A 17,400-nucleotide genomic window follows, 5' to 3' on the forward strand; every position below is an offset into this window, starting at 1 on the left:
ATGGCCAACGCGCTGTTCTCAGCATAGAAGAAGCGGCGGGCGGTTTCGGCTATTTTTAATGCTGATGGTTGGCATGAGCCTTTAATGTTGGTTACCCTTAGGCGTGGTTTCCTACTGGCCGCCGAGGCCAGTGTATTTTTGCGAGTTTCTCCCGTTAGGGACTGAGTTAGGACGACACGAATGAAAGATTTGAATGTAGTAGACGGCATCAACGGTGCCGGCGACTGGTTGGTGAAGAATCAGGATCTGTTGATCCAGTACGCGGTGAATATCGTCGCCGCCATCGTTATCCTGATCATCGGTTCGATCGTGGCCCGCGTGGTCGGCAATGCGCTGAACCGCGTGATGAAGCTGCGCGGCATCGACGCCACGGTGGCCGACTTCCTGTCGGCGATCGTGCGTTACGGCGTGCTGGCGTTCACCTTCATCGCCGTGCTGGGGCGCGTCGGCGTGCAGACAACCTCGGTGATCGCGGTGCTGGGTGCCGCCGGTTTGGCCGTCGGCCTGGCGCTGCAAGGCTCGCTGTCCAACTTCGCCGCCGGCGTGCTGCTGGTGATCTTCCGTCCGCTGCGCGTGGGTGAATATGTCGATCTGGGCGGCGTGGCCGGTACCGTCGATCAGGTGCAGATTTTCTCCACCACCCTGCGCACCGCCGACAACAAAACCATCGTGGTGCCGAACGGTAAAATCATCGCCGGCAACATCATCAACTACTCCCGCGAACCGAACCGCCGCGTGGATATCGTGGTGGGCGTGGCCTACAACGCCGATATCGACGTGGTGAAGAAGGTGCTGGGCGACGTGATCGCCGCCGACAAACGCATCATGCACGCCAAAGGCGTGACCGTGCGTCTGAACGAGATGGCGCCGTCCTCGCTGAACTTCGTGACCCGTTCCTGGACCACCAATGCGGAATACTGGAACGTGTACTTCGATCTGATGGAAAACTTCAAGCGCGCGCTGGATGCCCACAACATCGGCATTCCGTTCCCGCAGATGGATGTGCACCTGTATCGCACCGAAGACGCTTCCGCCAAGGCGGAATAACACAGAAGGGGGCCTTGCCCCCTTTTTTATTGCTATTTTCCCCGTATTAGCCAGGCAGCCATTCAATCTGTCTCCGCTGTATCGATATTGGCGCCAAGCCGATATGCGCCTTCGGAAATTGCGGCCTATGACAAGTAGATGCGGGCGTAATAACGAGAAGCTCAATAAGTCGCGGTAAAAACGACTTTTCGTTGTTACTGTTTCCTTCTCTGATAGCATAACTTTCTTGTGGATTGTCGATAGGAAAGGGATGAAATGAAAAGGGCTGTTATTGCCGCATTATTGAGCGTCTTGATCTCTGGATGTGGGCCAAAAGCATTGTCGCCTGAATAAATACAGCAAGTAGACGATTTAAAGTCAGAGCTGGTGAGTACGGATGCCGAGATTGAAAACGCAGCTAAACAGCAGGACACGTTAAACGGCGGCTTGATTAAATCTCTGGTGATGGCGCGACTGGAAATTCTGAAAACGAACAAGGCGCTTATTCAGCAACGAATCAATGCGATCGAGTCTGGATCAAAGGTTGAGATTGTCACGAACCAGACCGCGCCAGACCTGAAGCTGGCGGAAAAGCTCACCGCCGAATTGGCAATGCTGACTCGGGAAATATCGACCGCTAAACAAGAGGCTGCACAATACGATGGTGGTCTGGTGGGGTCGATAAAAAAGGCAACGATAGCCACTCAAGAGCAAAGTCTGGCGATGTTGCAGCAAAAATTGCTGTCGGCGAAATATGGCCTGGCCGTTCCGACGATAGCCCATCATGCAACATCAACCGCTTCAAAATCCAATCAGCGGGAAGAACCGGTGGCGAAAGACGCGTTGCTTCCGCCCGGCATTGGGCCGTTTGGACTGCAAATGGGGTTGACGAAAAAGAACGTCGAGGACATGACAGGCGTTACCTTAACGGCAATACCGAATCGTCTTAATATTTATACTACGGAGGTCGTCCCCAAAACGTATTACGCCTTTGAAACCTACATTTTGCTCATCTCTCCCAAGGTTGGTTTATGCCGAATTCGCGCGCTTAGCGGTGATATCAATACAGACAGTTATGGGGTGGAGTTAAAGTCTAGGGTGAAGGACATTACTAAATCATTGACCGCTAATTATGGCAAAGGAAATGCTACTGATTTGCTGCTGCCGGGGTCGTTATGGAAAGAACCTGGTGATTGGATGATGGGGCTGCTTAAAAAAGAACGCTATTTCGGTATTGACTGGGAAGAGAAAAAAGATAAACCGTTCAAGAACGATTTGCAGGGGATTATGCTTGAAGCGACCGCCGTCAATAGTGGGGTTGGGAGCGTTTATCTGCAATATGATTTTAAAAATGTCGATGAGTGCATAAAGGAAGCCAATGACAAGGAAAACAGTGCACTATAGCGGCAAGCGCTTTTGAAAAATAACCGATAGGTTAAGGGTTTCTCATGAGAGGCCGAGATGCTACCGATGGCGTCTCGGCCTTTTATTTTCCGCGAGGTCAGATGCCCGCAGCCGGTTCGGTCAGCGGCGTGCGGCGGCGCAGGCTGAGGCGATAGAGCAGGAAGATGGCGGCGGCGCCCAGCAGCGCCGGCAGCGCCAGCCAGAGGAAGAACACTTCTGTCGAGCCGGCGGCGGCCATCATCCAGGCGCCGAGCATCGAGCCGACGATCGAGCCGAAGCGGCCATTAGCCATGGCCCAACTGACGCCGGTGACGCGGGCTGTGGTCGGATAAAGGGTGGCTGAAACCAGGTTCAGGCCGTTTTGCGCGCCGGCCACACCGAAGCCGATCAGGAACACGACGGCGGCCAGCGTGTAGACGTCGCCCATCAGATACCCGGTCGCGCCGATCACCAGCGCGGCGCCCAGGTAGGAGACGGCCAGTACGCGGTAAGGCCCGATCCGATCCATCAGCAGCGCCATCAGGATGGCACCCAGGGTGCCACCGAGCGGCACCATCGCGCCGATGCGCGAGGCGTGGGCGATGTCGTAACCGGCGTCTTTGAGCAGGGTCGGCAGCCAGCTGGTGAGCAGGTAGAACACGAACAGCGAACAGAAGAACGCCACCCACAGCAGCAGGGTGCGCACGGCGCGGCCTTCGATAAACAGGTGTGATATCGGCGACCTGGCCTGCGCCGGGCGCTCGTCATCGACGATGGTTATCCCCGTCCAACGCTGGCCGGTGATACGCTCAACCACCCGGCGTAGCCGCTCGGCATGTTTGGCGCTGGCGGCCATAAAGCGTACCGATTCGGGCATCTGCCAGGCCAACAGCGGCAGCAGCGTCAATGGCGCAATGCCGCCGACCAGCAGCAGGCCGCGCCAGCCGAACGCCGGGATGATCTGCCCGGCCAGCAGGCCGCCCAGGGCCAACCCGGCGGTAAAGCCGCTCCAGCTCAGGGTGACCATCAGCATGCGGCGGCGCGCCGGTGAGTACTCCGAGCTGAGGGTGATGCAGGTCGGTATCGCGCCTCCGAGGCCAATGCCGGTGATGAAGCGCAGCAGGGTCAGGGATTCGATCGAATGCGTATAGGCCGAAGCCAGAGTACAGCCGCCAAACACCAGCACCGCGACGAGCAGCACGCGTTTGCGGCCGAGGGCGTCGGCGATCGGCCCGAACAGCAGGCTGCCGATCAGCAGGCCGAACAGCCCCGCGCCGAAGGCGGGAGAGAGCTGAGCGGGCAGCAGATCCCACTCTTCGCGCAGCGCCGGCGCGATATAGCCGATGATGGCGGTATCGAAGCCATCCAGCAGGGCAATGAGGAAACACAGGGTCAGGATCAGGATTTGGTAGGGGGAGATCCTGGCGCGATCGATGATTTCGCTGATGCGAGCGGTATTTGGGCTCATGGTTATTCCACTGTTATTCGGCTTGTGTGGGCTGGCTGAGGGCTGTTCAGGCCAGGCCTGAACCAAAACCGCTGTGGCTGGCATCGCGTAGAAATCCGAGTATACACCAGAGCGGGGGCGTTGCGGGGAGGGGGAATTGCTGATAATCGCCCGCCGCAGGAGGTGTCTGTGGCGGGCGCAGGCAAGGTTATTTGGCTAACAGCTCTCGGCGCACGATCTCGGCGCCTGCGCTTAACGCATTCAGCTTGCCGCGGGCGACCTGACGGGGCAGGGGGGCCATGCCGCAGTTGGTCGACGGATAGAGCTTGTCGGCATCGACAAATTGCAGCGCTTTGCGCAGCGTGTCGGCCACTTCCTCCGGCGTCTCAACGGCATGATTCGCTACGTCGATGGCGCCGACCATCACCTTTTTGCCGCGGATCAGTTCAAGCAGATCCATGGGCACGTGCGAGTTATGGCACTCCAGCGAGATGATATCGATGTTAGACGTTTGCAGTTTCGGAAACGCCTCTTCATATTGTCGCCATTCCGAGCCCAGCGTCTTTTTCCAGTCGGTATTGGCTTTAATCCCATATCCATAGCAGATATGTACGGCGGTTTCACACTTAAGCCCTTCAATGGCTCTTTCCAGGGCGGCGATGCCCCAGTCATTCACCTCGTCAAAGAACACGTTAAATGCGGGCTCATCAAACTGAATAATGTCGACGCCTGCGGCCTCGAGCTCTTTGGCTTCCTGATTGAGGATCTTCGCGAACTCCCAGGCTAATTTCTCGCGGCTTTTATAGTGGTTGTCATAGAGTGTGTCGATCATGGTCATCGGCCCCGGCAGGGCCCATTTAATCGGCTGTGTGGTCAACTGGCGTAAAAATTTGGCGTCTTCAACGAAAACGGGTTTTTGACGCGAGACTGCCCCCACGACCGTCGGCACGCTCGCCTCATAGCGATTGCGGATTTTAACCACTTCGCGTTTTTCGAAATCGACGCCGCTGAGATGCTCGATAAACGTCGTGACGAAGTGCTGACGGGTTTGTTCGCCATCGCTGACGATATCGATGCCGGCCTGTTGTTGCTCTGCCAGTGACAAACGAAGGGCGTCCTGTTTCCCTTCGATGAGTTCTTCATTCTGCAATTTCCAGGGCGACCACAGGGTTTCCGGTTGGGCCAGCCAGACCGGCTTGGGCAAGCTGCCGGCGGTCGATGTGGGGAGCAATATTTTCATGATAGGTGACCTGTATTTAAGTGAATCAAAGCGCGTAGTGAGCAGACCATTGCTCAAGAATAGGCTTGTAGGGTTTGATAAATTGCTCTTCCGTAAATTTCCCCTGCTCAATCGCTAACTGGCTACGCTCTTCGCGATCGTAAACAATCTTGGTTAATGAATGATCCTGGTTATTCAGGCTTGGCTGATAGCATTGCCCCGCCGCCGAATTGGCATTGTAAATTTCAGGCCGATAGATTTTCTGGAAGGTCTCCATCGTGCTGATGGTGCCGATCAGTTCCAGGTCGGTGTAATCGCTCAGCAAATCCCCGGGGAAATAAAAGGCCAGGGGCGCAACGCTATTTTTCGGCATGAAATAGCGCACCTGCAGGCCCATTTTTTTAAAATACCGGTCGGTCAATGAAGCGCCGTCTTGCCGATACTCGTCGCCCAAGACCGGGTGTTGATTGCCCGTCCGATGGTAGGTGTCTTTGCTGGATACGCTGAGGCAGATCACCGGCGGTTTGCTGAAATTTTCATGGTATTCGTTTGAATTGACGAAGTGCTTAAAGATATTGCCGTGCAAATCGCCAAAATCATCCGGAATGGTAAATTCCGCCGTGTTTTTATTGTGCGCCGGCAGCAAGACGCTAAAGTCGTAATCGCGCACGTAAGACGAGAAATTGTTCCCGACGATGCCCTCGATACGCTTTTGCGTTTTTTTATCGATGATGTTGGTTTTCAGGATTTCGATAACCGGAAAGCTGGCGCCCTGATCTTCGATGCGCATCTCAACCGAGATGATTTCCAGCTCGACGGAGTAGCGATCGGCCTTGGGGTTATCCCAATAGGCTAATGCATTAAAGCGATTGTCGATCATCACCAACGTGTTGCGCAGGTTCTCCCGGCGGTTTTTCCCTCTGGCCAAATTGGCAAAGTTGGTGGTGATACGCGTATTTTCAGAAGGGTTATAATCTTCGTCGAAAGAACTGCTCTTAATCGTAAAGGTAAAGTCTGTATTCATCGTCTTATAGCATCCTGTTATATGATATGAAGGCTGGATTTATCCATTTCTTTCAATGGCTTGTTTTTCTATTTTTTTATTCAGCCGATTTCATATTGTCTGTCGTTAATGAGGTCTATTTTTGCCAGAGTCCCGGAGGGAGTGAAAGAGACTTAATTTCATTACCACATGAGCGGTATTCATGATCGGGCGTTCGGGCCGTTTTACCGCCGTTGCTCTGCGGCGCAAACCGCCGGTGGGTTGGGCCGGCAACCTGGTGCAGCCTGAAAAATTACGGGTATAATCCCTCCATGATCCCACGGCTTCAGACACGAACATGACAAAACTCACCTTACAAGAGCAGATGCTCAAAGCGGGCTTGGTAACCAGCAAGAAAATGGCCAAAGTCCAAAGAACGGCTAAAAAATCACGCGTTCAGGCCCGCGAGGCCAGAGAGGCGGTGGAAGAGAATAAAAAGGCGCAGCTTGAGCGCGATAAGCAGCTGAACGAGCAGCAAAAGCAAGCCGCGCTGTCCAAAGAATACAAGGCGCAGGTGAAGCAGCTGATCGAGATGAATCGCATCGTGCTGGCGAAAGGCGATATCGGTTTTAACTTTACCGACGGCAACCTGATCAAAAAAATCCTGGTGGATAAGGCGACGCAGACCCAACTGATCAATGGCCGCCTCGCCATTGCGCGTTTGCTGATCGAGAACCGGGAAGAGTGTGAATACGCGATTATCCCCGCGAGCGTCGCCGATAAAATCGCGCAGCGCGATGCGGGCAGCATTGTGTTGCACAGCGCGCTGAGTCAGGAAGAGCAGGATGAAGACGATCCGTACGCCGACTTTAAAGTGCCTGACGATTTGATGTGGTAAGCCGCGTTCAGAACGGCGCGGCGTGACGAGCGGTTATCCGCTCTCCGCGGATGGGGTGCACAAAGTCCAGTTCGCTGGCGTGCAGCATCAGCCGTGGCGTCTGTTCGGTGCCCGGCAGCAGGCGTCCGCCGTAAAGATCGCAGCCTAAAATAGGGTGGCCCAATTGCCGGCTGTGAATACGTAGCTGGTGGGTGCGCCCGGTCTCTGGGGTGAGCTGCACCCGCGTCAGCGGCAGCGAGATCCCGCCTTCCGTTTCACGATAAAAACGCTCGACGACCCGATAGCGGGAGCGGGCGGGCTTGCCGTGGAGGGCGCAAATCGACATCAGCGGGAACAGCGCCGGATCTTTGGCGATCGCCGCGTCTATCACCCCTTCGTCATCCGCCACATGGCCGCAAAGCAGCGCGCTGTACACTTTGCTGACGGTGCGCTCGCTGAACTGCCGGCAGAGCGCGGCGTTGGCGGCTTTGTTGCGGGCCACCACCATCAACCCGGACGTGCCGAAATCCAGGCGATGCACCAGCGTGCAGCCGGGGAAGATCTGCACCAGCCGATAGTGCACCGAGTCGAGATTTTGCGGATTTTTGCCCGAAAGGCTGAGCAATCCGGCGGGTTTATTGATCAGTGCCAGATGATCGTCCTGATAGAGGATCTCTATCTGGTCATGACAGGGCGGGGCGATGAAGGTATCGGTAATCGTAGACATCGGTCGGCCGGCTGGAGGGAGGAGGGGCGGATGATAGCGAATTTTTCGCCGATGGGCGAATCTGGCGGCGCTGGCCTGGCGCCCACAGGGTATTAGTATCTCTGATACTTGATTAGAAACATCAATTTCACCTAATGATCTCTTCCTCGTATGATGCGCGTGTTGACCGATACGCGCCCACGTCCGGCGCCTTTTATCATTCGAGGAATTTCCCATGCTAGCCGTCTTCCTGCAGGGCTTTGCCCTGAGCGCCGCCATGATCCTGCCGCTGGGCCCGCAGAACGTATTCGTGATGAATCAGGGCATTCGCCGTCAGTATCATCTGATGATCGCCTCATTGTGCGCGCTGAGCGATATCGTGCTGATCTGCGCCGGTATTTTCGGCGGCAGCGCGTTGCTGACCCGCTCGCCGCTGCTACTGGCGTTGGTGACCTGGGGCGGGGTGGCGTTTCTGCTGTGGTACGGCTGGGGCGCGTTCCGTTCCGCCTTCAGCCCGCAACCGGCGCAGGCCGCGGCGCAGGAGCTGGCGCAGAGCCGCTGGCGCCTTGTGGTCACCATGCTGGCGGTCACCTGGCTGAATCCGCACGTCTATCTGGATACCTTCGTGGTGCTCGGCAGCCTGGGCGGACAGCTGACGGCGGACGTGCGTTCCTGGTTCGCGCTTGGCGCGGTCAGCGCGTCGGCGGTGTGGTTCTTTGGCCTGGCGCTGCTGGCCTCCTGGCTGGCGCCGTGGCTGAACACCCAGCGGGCGCAGCGCATCATCAACGCGCTGGTCGGTCTGGTGATGTGGGGCATCGCGCTGCAGCTGGCCTGGCAGGGGGCAAATTTATAAGAATTTGTCACTAATCCGAATTCAAAACGCCGTGCGATATGCTACGTTTGATGCCAGGAAACCGGCGGTTCTCGCAGGGAAAAGCCGGCGATCAGAGACAGCCTGTCATTAAGGAGACACTGTGAAGCTAAAAGCATTGGCTATGGCCGCAATGGTCGGATTAGGGACGCTACCGATGGCGCTGCAGGCGGCTGAATTGCCTGAAGGGCCGCACGTCGTCACCTCCGGCACCGCCAGCGTGGACGCCACGCCGGATATCGCCACCCTGGCGATCGAAGTGAGCGTTTCCTCCAAAGACGCCGCCCAGGCGAAGAAGCAGGTGGACGAGCGCGTGGCGCAGTACTTTGATTTCCTGCAGAAAAACAACATCGAGAAGAAAGACATCAGCGCCGCCAACCTGCGCACCCAGCCGGAATACGATTACCTGAAAACCGGCGAGTCGGTGCTGAAGGGCTACCGGGCGGTGCGTCAGGTGCAGGTTACCCTGCGCCAGTTGGACAAGCTGAACGAGCTGCTGGACGGCGCGCTGAAATCCGGCCTGAACGAGATCCGCGCGGTGGAGCTGGGCGTCGCCAAGCCGGACGTGTATCGCGAGCAGGCGCGGCAAAAAGCGATCGAGAACGCGACTCAGCAGGCCGAGTCCCTGGCCAAGGGCTTCCACGCCAAGCTGGGGCCGGTGTACAGCATTCGCTACCGGGTCGCCAACTACCAGCCGATGCCGGTGGCGCGGATGTATAAGACGGCCGGCGCGGCGGCGGAAAACGACGCGGCGCAAACCTATGAACAGCAAAGCATTCACTTCGACGATCAGGTGGATGTGGTGTTCGAGCTGCAGCGCAACGCTGCGCAGTAAGGGTGTTGTCATGAAGAAAAGGTTCGCTGCGGCGAACCTTTTTTCGTTTTAATCCTGGCGCAGCACCTGGTGACCGTGCTCCAGCAACGCGTCGGTTACTTTACGCATCATGCGGCTCTCCGGCGCGAAGCGGTGCCAGTACAGCATGCGGCGCTGGTACAGCCCCGGCGTCAGATCGATCAGTTCGCCGGATGCCAGCTCTTTTTCGATCTGCAGATGCGGGATCATACAGCAGGTGGTGCCCTGACGGGCCAGCTGCACGAAGGCTTCCGATGAGTTCACGATGTGGCAGGGCACGCTGCCTGGCGACAGATCGAAGTTCTGCTGCAGAAATGCCTGGTGCATGTCGTCGAGATGATCGAAGGCCACCGCCGGCGCTTTCAACAGCGCGGAGCGGGTGACGCCGTTCGGGAAATAGCGCTCGGCGAAGCCGCTGGAGGCCACGAACAGGTAGTCTAGCGCCCCCAGCCGATCCACCAGGCAGCTCGGCAGCGGCTGCGGCTGAATACTCACCGCGCCCACCACCTCGCCGCGGCGCAGCCGCTCCTGGGTGCGGGTTTCATCTTCCACCTGCAGATTCAGACGAATGGGGGAGTCCGCCAGCACCGGCTTCAGCGCCGGCAGCAGCCAGGTCGCCAGACTGTCGGCGTTGACCGCCAGCGACAGCAGCAGCGGCGTATCGACGCCGGTGTCGTTGCCCAGCCACTCTTCTTCCAGCAGCTCCACCTGATGCAGCAGCGCCAGCAGCTTTTGCCCCTGTTCGGTCGGGCGCGGCGGCACGGTGCGGACCAGCAGCGGTTGGCCGAACAGGTTTTCCAGCTGTTTGATGCGTTGGGATACCGCCGATTGCGTGATGCAGAGTTTTTGCGCGGCGCGCTCGAAGCCGCGCTCACGGATCACCGCGTCCAGCGCTTGCAGCGTACGATAGTCTGGGCGTTTCATCGGAAAGATATCCCTTAAATTAGAATGATACCGGCACTATGCCACATTTTGCGTGCGGCGCAGGTGGAAAAATCACGCCCCCAGCTCGCCGCCAAGCGGGTAAAAATGCGGGCTGCGGTAAATAAGTGTGATCCTGCCGGCGTGAAAAACAGCGTTTTACCCTATAATACGCACACGTTTTCGTACAGAGGCAAGGGACATATTATGACGCAGGATGAACTGAAAAAAGCGGTGGGCTGGGCGGCGCTGGAATACTTGACGCCGGGCACCATCGTCGGGGTAGGCACCGGCTCTACCGCCGCCCACTTTATTGACGCGCTGGGCTCCATCAAGCACCAGATTGAAGGCGCGGTGTCCAGCTCAGACGCCTCCACCGCCAAGCTGAAAAGCCTCGGCATCCACGTGTTCGACAGCAACGAAGTGGACTCGCTCGATATCTACGTGGACGGCGCGGACGAAATCAACGGCCACATGCAGATGATCAAAGGTGGCGGCGCGGCGCTGACGCGCGAGAAGATCATCGCCGCCATCGCCAAGAAATTCATCTGCATCGTTGACGCCAGCAAGCAGGTGGACGTGCTGGGCAAGTTCCCGCTGCCGGTGGAAGTGATCCCGATGGCCCGTTCCTATGTGGCGCGTGAGCTGGTGAAACTGGGCGGCCTGCCGGAGTATCGCCAGAACGTAGTGACCGACAACGGCAACGTGATCCTCGATGTGCATAACCTGAACATCACCGACGCTATCGCGCTGGAGAACAAGATCAACGGCATCGCCGGCGTGGTGACCGTGGGGCTGTTCGCCAACCGCGGCGCGGACGTGGCGCTGGTCGGCACCCCGGAAGGCGTGAAAGTGGTCAAATAAGCCTCTGCCGTCTGTGGCCCGGCAGTGCCGGGCCGCATAATTCTTCGGTTAAAATATCTTTTCTGAAAAACGGCAAATTTGGTGACTTATGTCACATTGTGAAAACTGACTCCCCAAAGCTTCTGCCGAAAACTTTCCCTATGGCATTTTCTGCCGTAAACCGCCATCAACGCTGCGCCTTGTCCTGCCGGGCAGGCAATCGTTTGTATTGCCGCCTGCGTTATTTTTGTTATGTTGGATGGGAGCTGTGTCGTCACAGCCGCTTCTGAAGTCTGAACATAGGGTCGGGTAAATGGCAAAAGTATCATTGGAGAAAGACAGGATTAAATTCCTGTTGGTGGAAGGGGTTCATCAGAGCACGGTCGATAATTTGCGTGCCGCCGGTTATACCAATATCGAATACCACAAGGGTGCGTTAGACACCGAATCGCTGAAGGCCTCCATCCGCGATGCGCACTTCGTCGGCATCCGATCGCGCACGCATCTGACCGAAGAGGTGTTCGCCGCCGCAGAAAAACTGGTGGCGGTGGGCTGCTTCTGCATCGGCACCAACCAGGTTGACCTGAAAGCGGCGACCAAACGCGGCATTCCGGTCTTCAACGCCCCGTTCTCCAATACCCGATCCGTGGCCGAAATGGTGCTGGGCGAGCTGCTGTTGATGCTGCGCGGCATTCCGGCCGCCAACGCCAAGGCGCACCGCGGCGTGTGGCACAAACTGGCCGTGGGCTCCTATGAAGCGCGCGGCAAAAAACTGGGCATCATCGGCTACGGCCATATCGGCACCCAGCTGGGCATTCTGGCCGAAGGGCTGGGCATGAAGGTGTTCTTCTACGATATCGAGAACAAGCTGCCGCTGGGCAACGCGCAACAGGTGCGTCATCTGTCCGATCTGCTCAATATGAGCGACGTGGTGACGCTGCACGTGCCGGAAACACTGGCGACCAAGAACATGATGGGGGCGGAAGAGCTGGCGCTGATGAAACCGGGCGCTATTCTGATCAACGCCTCGCGCGGCACCGTGGTGGATATCCCCGCGCTGTGCGACGCGCTGGCCAGCAATCACCTGGCGGGGGCGGCGATCGACGTCTTCCCGGAAGAGCCGGCGACCAACAGCGATCCGTTCAACTCGCCGCTGTGTGAGTTCGATAACGTGCTGCTGACGCCGCATATCGGTGGTTCTACGCAGGAAGCGCAGGAGAACATCGGTGACGAAGTGGCCGGCAAGCTGGCGAAATACTCCGACAACGGATCGACTCTGTCGGCGGTCAACTTCCCGGAAGTGTCGCTGCCGGCGCATGGCCCGAACGCCAGCCGTCTGCTGCACATCCACGAAAACCGTCCGGGCGTGCTGACGCAGATTAACCAGATCTTCGCCGAAGAGGGGGTTAACATCGCCGCGCAGTATCTGCAAACCGGGCCGGAAATCGGCTATGTGGTGATCGACATCGAAGCGGAAACCGCGCGCGCCGACGCCGCGCTGCAGCGCATGAAGGCCATCGACGGCACCATTCGCGCCCGTCTGCTGTTCTGATTCGACGGCTCGCCGCAACGAAAAAGGCCGGAGCGATCCGGCCTTTTGCTATTTGGGCTCCCGCCACGCCCAGCTGCAGAGCGGGGTGAGGATTTCCGGCAGCGGGATATCCCAATGCTCGGTCGGCAGGTGCTCCACCTGTTGGCAATCATGGGCCAGGCCGATGGGATAGGGGCCGCCGCTGCGCCAGTTTTGCAGGGTGCGATCGTAAAAACCGCCGCCCATGCCCAGACGCTGTCCGGTATGATCGAATGCCACCAGCGGCGTCAGCACCACCTCCAGTTCACCCAGCGGCAACACCTGGCGCACATCGAGACGCGGCTCGAGAATATTGAAGCGATTGCGCACCAGCGGCGTTTCCGGCGCATAGCGCAGGAACAACAGGTGTCCCGGGCTGAACGGATGCAGCACCGGCAGGTAAACCCGTTTGCCGAGCGTCCACAGACGCTCGATCAGCGGCCCGGTATCGAGTTCGCCGTCAAACGACAGGAAGACCGCGATGTTGTGCGCCGCTTGAATGCGCGCGTGTGCGGTGAGGCGTTCGGTTATCTTTTCTGCGGCAAAGCGTTGCTGCTCGGGCGTAAGCTCGCGCCGACGTTGGCGAATGAGTTGACGAATGGCTTGGCGCTGCTGCGCGAATTGGGATTGAAAAGACATCGTATCAGGCTTGCTTAGTGTGGCGTTCAGCACACAAAACCGCTGAGAAGGGGAATCTCCGAGATGCCGTCGCAGGCTGTAACCCTTGAACCCATGGTTCAAGGTGAACGTGCCGTCGCAATCTTAAGGCTTCTCGGCGCACCGAGCGTGCTCACCGATCGCGGAGCAACACATTCTGTTTGTACTAAATATCGGCTCAGGGGACTGGCCCGCTGGCGAACATCTCAGAGAAATTTTGTACTCGTTGCCGAAAACTTGGATTTCAACAACTTAAGTTATTCGAATTGTGCATCCTGACGTTCAGAGATGCGACCTTGTTCAAGCAGCGCTTGTTCAATGGTCTGCTGCAGCATCCGTATGCGTTGTTCCATATTGGACGCATAGTCACGGGTTTTCAACCGTTCTTGAGCAAGTTCGTGACAGACGTTCAATGCCGCGATGAAAACCAGTTGCTCAGTATTGGAGACTCTAGTGCGAACTTTAAGATCTTGCAACCGTTGGTTAAGATCGTCCGCCGCCATATTCAACGCATCTTGTTGTTCTGGCGGGCAATTGACTCTTAACGAGCGGCCAAAAATTTGAATATCTACCGGTTGTGCAGACATGCCACCTTCCTGCCTAAATTTCGCGCCAGCCTTGTCCGCCCGGGCCGGGCCGTCAAAGCGGGCGCCACTATATATACCTCGGTACCAAGATACAACCCCTTTTTCAGTACCTGGTTGTAATCTACTGTGGCGCACATTGCCAGTCAAAAAAGGGTTTCAAAATGCGTATTTACCGCACTTTCGTCACCCGCCGGCGCAGTGTGAAACCTGCCACATCGCGATTATAACTAGCCACTGAGGTGTCGCGCTTATCTGGTATAGCGACGGACCTTGGTGGTAGCATAACACGAACTTATCCTGCCAACGATGACGAATGCGCATGTCTATACAGAATACATTTCCAAGTTACCAATCTTTGACCGTGGCCCTCAACCAGCAGTCGGTGGCGCTGACCGCGGCAGAAATGCACGGCCTGATCAGCGGCCTGCTGTGCGGCGGCAGCCGTGATGCCGGCTGGCAGGCGCTGGTGCACGATCTGACCAACGAAGGCGTCGCTTTCCCGCAGGCGCTCAGCCAACCGTTGCAGCAGCTGTATGAAGCGACGCGTGACACGCTGGAAGATGACGAATTCCTGTTCCAACTGATGCTGCCTGAAGGGGAGATCGTCAGCGTGTTCGATCGCGCCGACGCGCTGGCCGGTTGGGTCAACCACTTCCTGCTCGGTCTGGGCATGATGCAGCCGAAGCTGGCTCAGGTGAAAGACGAAGTCGGTGAAGCGATCGACGATCTGCGCAACATCGCGCAGCTGGGCTACGACGAAGACGAAGACCAGGAAGAATTGGAACAGTCGTTGGAAGAAGTGGCGGAGTATGTGCGGGTCGCCGCCATCATGTGCCACGGCGAATTCACCCGTCACAAACCGACGGCGCCGGAAAATATCAAACCGACGCTGCACTAAACGTTCTATCGCCCTTCCGCCGGCGGTGCGGATGGCATGATTTCAGGAGAAGGTAATGACTCAGCAGGAATTCAACAACCGCCGCCAGGCGCTGTTGGCGAAAATGGCGCCGGCCAGCGCGGCGGTTATTTTCTCTGCGCCGGAAACGACGCGCAGTGCAGATTCAGACTATCCCTACCGGCAGAACAGCGATTTTTGGTACCTGACCGGCTTCAATGAGCCGGAAGCGGTGCTGGTGCTGATTAAAAGCGATGAAACGCACAACCACAGCGTGTTGTTCAACCGGGTGCGCGATTTGACGGCGGAAATCTGGTTTGGCCGCCGCCTGGGGCAAGACGCCGCACCGGCAAAGCTGGGCGTGGATCGCGCGCTGCCGTTCGATGAAATCAATGACCAACTGCACCTGCTGCTCAACGGCCTGGACGTGGTCTACCACGCGCAGGGCGAATACGCCTATGCCGATCAGATCCTGTTCAGCGCGCTGGACAAGCTGCGCAAGGGGTTCCGCCAGAACCTGCAGGCGCCGGCCACCGTTACCGACTGGCGGCCGTGGCTGCACGACATGCGGCTGTTCAAGTCGCCGGAAGAGCTGGCGGTGATGCGCCGCGCCGGTGAGATCAGCGCGTTGGCGCACACCCGCGCGATGGAAAAATGCCGTCCGGGCATGTTCGAATACCAGCTGGAAGCGGAAATTCATCATGAGTTCACCCGCCTCGGCGCCCGTTACCCGTCTTACAACACCATCGTCGGCAGCGGCGAAAACGGCTGTATCCTGCACTACACCGAGAACGAGAGCCAGATGCGCGATGGCGATCTGGTGTTGATCGACGCGGGCTGCGAGTACCAGGGGTACGCCGGCGACATCACCCGCACCTTCCCGGTCAACGGCAAGTTCAGCCGGCCGCAGCGCGCGGTGTACGACATTGTGCTGGCGTCGCTGCAGCGCGCTTTGGAACTGTTCAAACCCGGCACCAGCATTCGCGAAGTCAATGACGAAGTGGTGCGCATCATGGTGGTCGGGCTGGTGGAGCTGGGCGTATTGAAAGGTGAAGTCGACCTGCTGATCGCCGAGCAGGCGCACCGTCAGTTCTTCATGCACGGGCTGAGCCACTGGCTGGGTCTCGACGTGCACGACGTTGGCCACTACGGCACGCCGAGCCGCGATCGGCTGCTGGAGCCGGGCATGGTGCTGACCGTGGAGCCGGGGCTGTACATCGCGCCGGATGCGGACGTGCCGGCGGAGTACCGCGGCATCGGCATCCGCATCGAGGACGATATCGTGATCACCGCCGACGGCAATGAAAACCTGACCGCCACCGTGGTGAAAGACGCCGATGCCATCGAGGCTTTGATGGCGGCGGCAAGGTCGTAGCATGAGCGTTATTATCGTTGGCGGCGGTATGGCGGGCGCGACGTTGGCGCTGGCCATTTCGTCGCTCACTCAGGGAAGAATGGCGGTGGATCTGGTCGAGGCGACCCGGCCGGACGACCGCAGCCATCCGGGCTTTGACGCCCGCGCCATCGCACTGGCGCAGGGCACCTGCCAACAGCTGGCGCGCATCGGCGTTTGGCCGGCGCTGCGCGATTGCGCTACGCCGATCACTCAGGTGCACGTCAGCGATCGCGGGCACGCCGGGTTTGTGAATCTGCAGGCGCAAGATTATCAGGTCGATGCGCTCGGCCAGGTGATCGAACTGCACGACGCCGGGCAGCGGTTGTTCGCGCTGCTGGCCAAGGCCCCCGGCGTTACGCTGCACTGCCCGGCGCGGGTGGTGGACGTGATTCGCACCGCAGAGCGGGCGGAAGTGCTGCTGGACAACGGCCAGCGTCTGCGCGGGCAATTGCTGGTGGCGGCCGATGGCTCGCGCTCTGCGCTGGCGCAAGCCTGCAATATGCAGTGGCGACAGGAGGACTATCCGCAGTTCGCCACCATCGCCAACGTCACCACGGCGGAAGATCCGCAGGGGCGCGCCTTTGAGCGCTTTACCCGCTATGGGCCGCTGGCGCTGTTGCCGATGTCGCAGGGGCGCAGTTCACTGGTATGGTGCCATGCGCGCGAAGATCGCGCCCAGGTGGATGCCTGGGACGACGAGCGGTTTATCGCCGAGCTGCAACAGGCCTTCGGCTGGCGGCTGGGGCGTATCCTCAAAGCCGGTAAACGGCACAGTTACCCACTCGGTCTGCTGACCGCCGATCGCCATGTCAGCCACCGGCTGGCGCTGGTGGGCAATGCGGCGCAAACGCTGCATCCTATCGCCGGGCAGGGGTTCAACCTTGGCCTGCGCGACGTGATGTCGCTGGCGGAAACGCTGGCGGAAGCGGCAGACAGTGGCGAAGACGCCGGCGGTTACGCACTGCTGAGTCGTTATCAGCAGCGGCGGCAAAACGATCAGCGGGCGACGATCGGCGTGACCGATGGGTTGATTCATCTGTTCGCCAACCGTTATGGCCCGCTGGTGATCGGCCGCAATCTGGGGCTGATGGCGATGGAACGTTTGCCGGCGATACGCGATGCCTTCGCCAAGCGTACGCTGGGCTGGGTGGAACGTTAGAGACATGG

The 17,400-nt window shown here is 58.4% G+C and carries 17 protein-coding genes and 1 other RNA gene; 10 read left to right on the plus strand and 8 right to left on the minus strand.

From position 1 onward, the window contains the following. Positions 1-180: 180 nt before the first annotated feature. A complete protein-coding gene (gene mscS / locus ACSBQV_RS20410) occupies positions 181-1,047 on the plus strand; it encodes a small-conductance mechanosensitive channel MscS (RefSeq protein WP_015378992.1) in 867 nt (288 codons plus the stop codon). Between the two features lie 366 nt (positions 1,048-1,413). Next, positions 1,414-2,430: a hypothetical protein gene (locus ACSBQV_RS20415; RefSeq protein ID WP_241900204.1), complete on the plus strand. Its 1,017-nt coding sequence runs from the start codon at positions 1,414-1,416 to the stop codon at positions 2,428-2,430. 97 nt (positions 2,431-2,527) lie between these two features. Here the strand turns inward: ACSBQV_RS20415 and ACSBQV_RS20420 are convergent, their stop codons facing one another. The 3 genes from ACSBQV_RS20420 to ACSBQV_RS20430 form a co-directional block, all read right to left on the minus strand. Then, entirely contained in the window at positions 2,528-3,877 is a 1,350-nt protein-coding gene (locus tag ACSBQV_RS20420) for an MFS transporter (protein WP_099783393.1), read from the minus strand. Positions 3,878-4,064: 187 nt separating this feature from the next. Beyond that, positions 4,065-5,096, minus strand: a complete 1,032-nt coding sequence (locus ACSBQV_RS20425) for a methionine synthase (RefSeq protein ID WP_033644741.1) — start codon at positions 5,094-5,096, stop codon at positions 4,065-4,067. A gap of 25 nt (positions 5,097-5,121) precedes the next feature. Further along, positions 5,122-6,099: a DUF1852 domain-containing protein gene (locus ACSBQV_RS20430; protein ID WP_033644742.1), complete on the minus strand. Its 978-nt coding sequence runs from the start codon at positions 6,097-6,099 to the stop codon at positions 5,122-5,124. Between the two features lie 316 nt (positions 6,100-6,415). On the opposite strand from ACSBQV_RS20430, the gene ACSBQV_RS20435 reads away from it, so the two are divergent. Beyond that, positions 6,416-6,955 carry a DUF2058 domain-containing protein gene (locus tag ACSBQV_RS20435; protein WP_033644743.1) on the plus strand — a complete coding sequence of 180 codons (540 nt, stop codon included), beginning with the start codon at positions 6,416-6,418 and terminating at the stop codon, positions 6,953-6,955. Positions 6,956-6,962: 7 nt separating this feature from the next. On the opposite strand, the gene ACSBQV_RS20440 is transcribed toward ACSBQV_RS20435, so the two are convergent. Beyond that, positions 6,963-7,661, minus strand: a complete 699-nt coding sequence (locus tag ACSBQV_RS20440) for an RluA family pseudouridine synthase (RefSeq protein ID WP_099783395.1) — start codon at positions 7,659-7,661, stop codon at positions 6,963-6,965. Between the two features lie 214 nt (positions 7,662-7,875). Between ACSBQV_RS20440 and argO the strand changes: the two genes are divergently transcribed. Together argO and ACSBQV_RS20450 are read left to right on the plus strand one after the other, a co-directional pair. After that, the gene (argO, locus tag ACSBQV_RS20445) at positions 7,876-8,493 is read left to right on the plus strand and encodes an arginine exporter ArgO (protein ID WP_025304159.1); all 618 of its coding nucleotides are present in this window, start codon (positions 7,876-7,878) and stop codon (positions 8,491-8,493) included. Between the two features lie 121 nt (positions 8,494-8,614). Beyond that, positions 8,615-9,346 (plus strand): oxidative stress defense protein, encoded by a 732-nt coding sequence (locus tag ACSBQV_RS20450; RefSeq protein WP_099783397.1) that lies wholly within the window; start codon positions 8,615-8,617, stop codon positions 9,344-9,346. Positions 9,347-9,394: 48 nt separating this feature from the next. Here the strand turns inward: ACSBQV_RS20450 and ACSBQV_RS20455 are convergent, their stop codons facing one another. Continuing rightward, positions 9,395-10,288 (minus strand): LysR family transcriptional regulator ArgP, encoded by an 894-nt coding sequence (locus ACSBQV_RS20455; protein ID WP_004931613.1) that lies wholly within the window; start codon positions 10,286-10,288, stop codon positions 9,395-9,397. 204 nt (positions 10,289-10,492) lie between these two features. Here ACSBQV_RS20455 and rpiA point away from each other — a divergent pair, with 204 nt between their 5' ends. Beyond that, complete coding sequence (gene rpiA / locus ACSBQV_RS20460; RefSeq protein ID WP_099783399.1) at positions 10,493-11,149, plus strand: ribose-5-phosphate isomerase RpiA; 657 nt, start codon at positions 10,493-10,495, stop codon at positions 11,147-11,149. A gap of 292 nt (positions 11,150-11,441) precedes the next feature. Further along, complete coding sequence (serA, locus tag ACSBQV_RS20465) at positions 11,442-12,680, plus strand: phosphoglycerate dehydrogenase (RefSeq protein WP_025304156.1); 1,239 nt, start codon at positions 11,442-11,444, stop codon at positions 12,678-12,680. Positions 12,681-12,728: 48 nt separating this feature from the next. Here serA and ACSBQV_RS20470 read toward each other — a convergent pair whose 3' ends face one another. The 3 genes from ACSBQV_RS20470 to zapA all read right to left on the minus strand — a co-directional run bounded on the left by ACSBQV_RS20470 (position 12,729) and on the right by zapA (position 13,942). Then, on the minus strand, positions 12,729-13,337 hold the full coding sequence (locus tag ACSBQV_RS20470) for a 5-formyltetrahydrofolate cyclo-ligase (RefSeq protein WP_033644747.1): 609 nt from the start codon (positions 13,335-13,337) through the stop codon (positions 12,729-12,731). A gap of 51 nt (positions 13,338-13,388) precedes the next feature. Continuing rightward, positions 13,389-13,571, minus strand: a non-coding RNA gene (gene ssrS / locus ACSBQV_RS20475) — 6S RNA. Positions 13,572-13,612: 41 nt separating this feature from the next. Continuing rightward, positions 13,613-13,942, minus strand: a complete 330-nt coding sequence (zapA, locus tag ACSBQV_RS20480; protein WP_004931621.1) for a cell division protein ZapA — start codon at positions 13,940-13,942, stop codon at positions 13,613-13,615. 319 nt (positions 13,943-14,261) lie between these two features. Here zapA and ACSBQV_RS20485 point away from each other — a divergent pair, with 319 nt between their 5' ends. From ACSBQV_RS20485 to ubiH, 3 genes are read left to right on the plus strand one after another with little or no spacing between them, the layout of a single operon-like run. Continuing rightward, entirely contained in the window at positions 14,262-14,840 is a 579-nt protein-coding gene (locus ACSBQV_RS20485) for a YecA family protein (protein ID WP_004931622.1), read from the plus strand. 55 nt (positions 14,841-14,895) lie between these two features. Continuing rightward, a complete protein-coding gene (gene pepP, locus ACSBQV_RS20490) occupies positions 14,896-16,212 on the plus strand; it encodes a Xaa-Pro aminopeptidase (RefSeq protein WP_033652182.1) in 1,317 nt (438 codons plus the stop codon). A gap of 1 nt (position 16,213) precedes the next feature. Beyond that, positions 16,214-17,392 carry a 2-octaprenyl-6-methoxyphenyl hydroxylase gene (gene ubiH / locus ACSBQV_RS20495; protein WP_047573764.1) on the plus strand — a complete coding sequence of 393 codons (1,179 nt, stop codon included), beginning with the start codon at positions 16,214-16,216 and terminating at the stop codon, positions 17,390-17,392. Positions 17,393-17,400: the final 8 nt, after the last annotated feature.

The organism is Serratia sp. B501, assembly GCF_051172315.1.
GTDB classification, from domain to species: Bacteria; Pseudomonadota; Gammaproteobacteria; order Enterobacterales; family Enterobacteriaceae; genus Serratia; species Serratia ureilytica.

What these genes read in the sequence shown, in the direction of transcription:
- ACSBQV_RS20435 (WP_033644743.1), top strand. Translation starts at nt 6,416, where the DNA reads ATGACAAAACTCACCTTACAAGAGCAGATGCTCAAAGCGGGCTTGGTA.
- serA (WP_025304156.1), top strand. Translation starts at nt 11,442, where the DNA reads ATGGCAAAAGTATCATTGGAGAAAGACAGGATTAAATTCCTGTTGGTG.
- rpiA (WP_099783399.1), top strand. Translation starts at nt 10,493, where the DNA reads ATGACGCAGGATGAACTGAAAAAAGCGGTGGGCTGGGCGGCGCTGGAA.
- argO (WP_025304159.1), top strand. Translation starts at nt 7,876, where the DNA reads ATGCTAGCCGTCTTCCTGCAGGGCTTTGCCCTGAGCGCCGCCATGATC.
- ACSBQV_RS20420 (WP_099783393.1), bottom strand. Translation starts at nt 3,877, where the DNA reads ATGAGCCCAAATACCGCTCGCATCAGCGAAATCATCGATCGCGCCAGG.
- ACSBQV_RS20455 (WP_004931613.1), bottom strand. Translation starts at nt 10,288, where the DNA reads ATGAAACGCCCAGACTATCGTACGCTGCAAGCGCTGGACGCGGTGATC.
- ACSBQV_RS20430 (WP_033644742.1), bottom strand. Translation starts at nt 6,099, where the DNA reads ATGAATACAGACTTTACCTTTACGATTAAGAGCAGTTCTTTCGACGAA.
- ACSBQV_RS20470 (WP_033644747.1), bottom strand. Translation starts at nt 13,337, where the DNA reads ATGTCTTTTCAATCCCAATTCGCGCAGCAGCGCCAAGCCATTCGTCAA.
- pepP (WP_033652182.1), top strand. Translation starts at nt 14,896, where the DNA reads ATGACTCAGCAGGAATTCAACAACCGCCGCCAGGCGCTGTTGGCGAAA.
- ubiH (WP_047573764.1), top strand. Translation starts at nt 16,214, where the DNA reads ATGAGCGTTATTATCGTTGGCGGCGGTATGGCGGGCGCGACGTTGGCG.
- ACSBQV_RS20440 (WP_099783395.1), bottom strand. Translation starts at nt 7,661, where the DNA reads ATGTCTACGATTACCGATACCTTCATCGCCCCGCCCTGTCATGACCAG.
- ACSBQV_RS20425 (WP_033644741.1), bottom strand. Translation starts at nt 5,096, where the DNA reads ATGAAAATATTGCTCCCCACATCGACCGCCGGCAGCTTGCCCAAGCCG.
- zapA (WP_004931621.1), bottom strand. Translation starts at nt 13,942, where the DNA reads ATGTCTGCACAACCGGTAGATATTCAAATTTTTGGCCGCTCGTTAAGA.
- ACSBQV_RS20485 (WP_004931622.1), top strand. Translation starts at nt 14,262, where the DNA reads ATGTCTATACAGAATACATTTCCAAGTTACCAATCTTTGACCGTGGCC.
- mscS (WP_015378992.1), top strand. Translation starts at nt 181, where the DNA reads ATGAAAGATTTGAATGTAGTAGACGGCATCAACGGTGCCGGCGACTGG.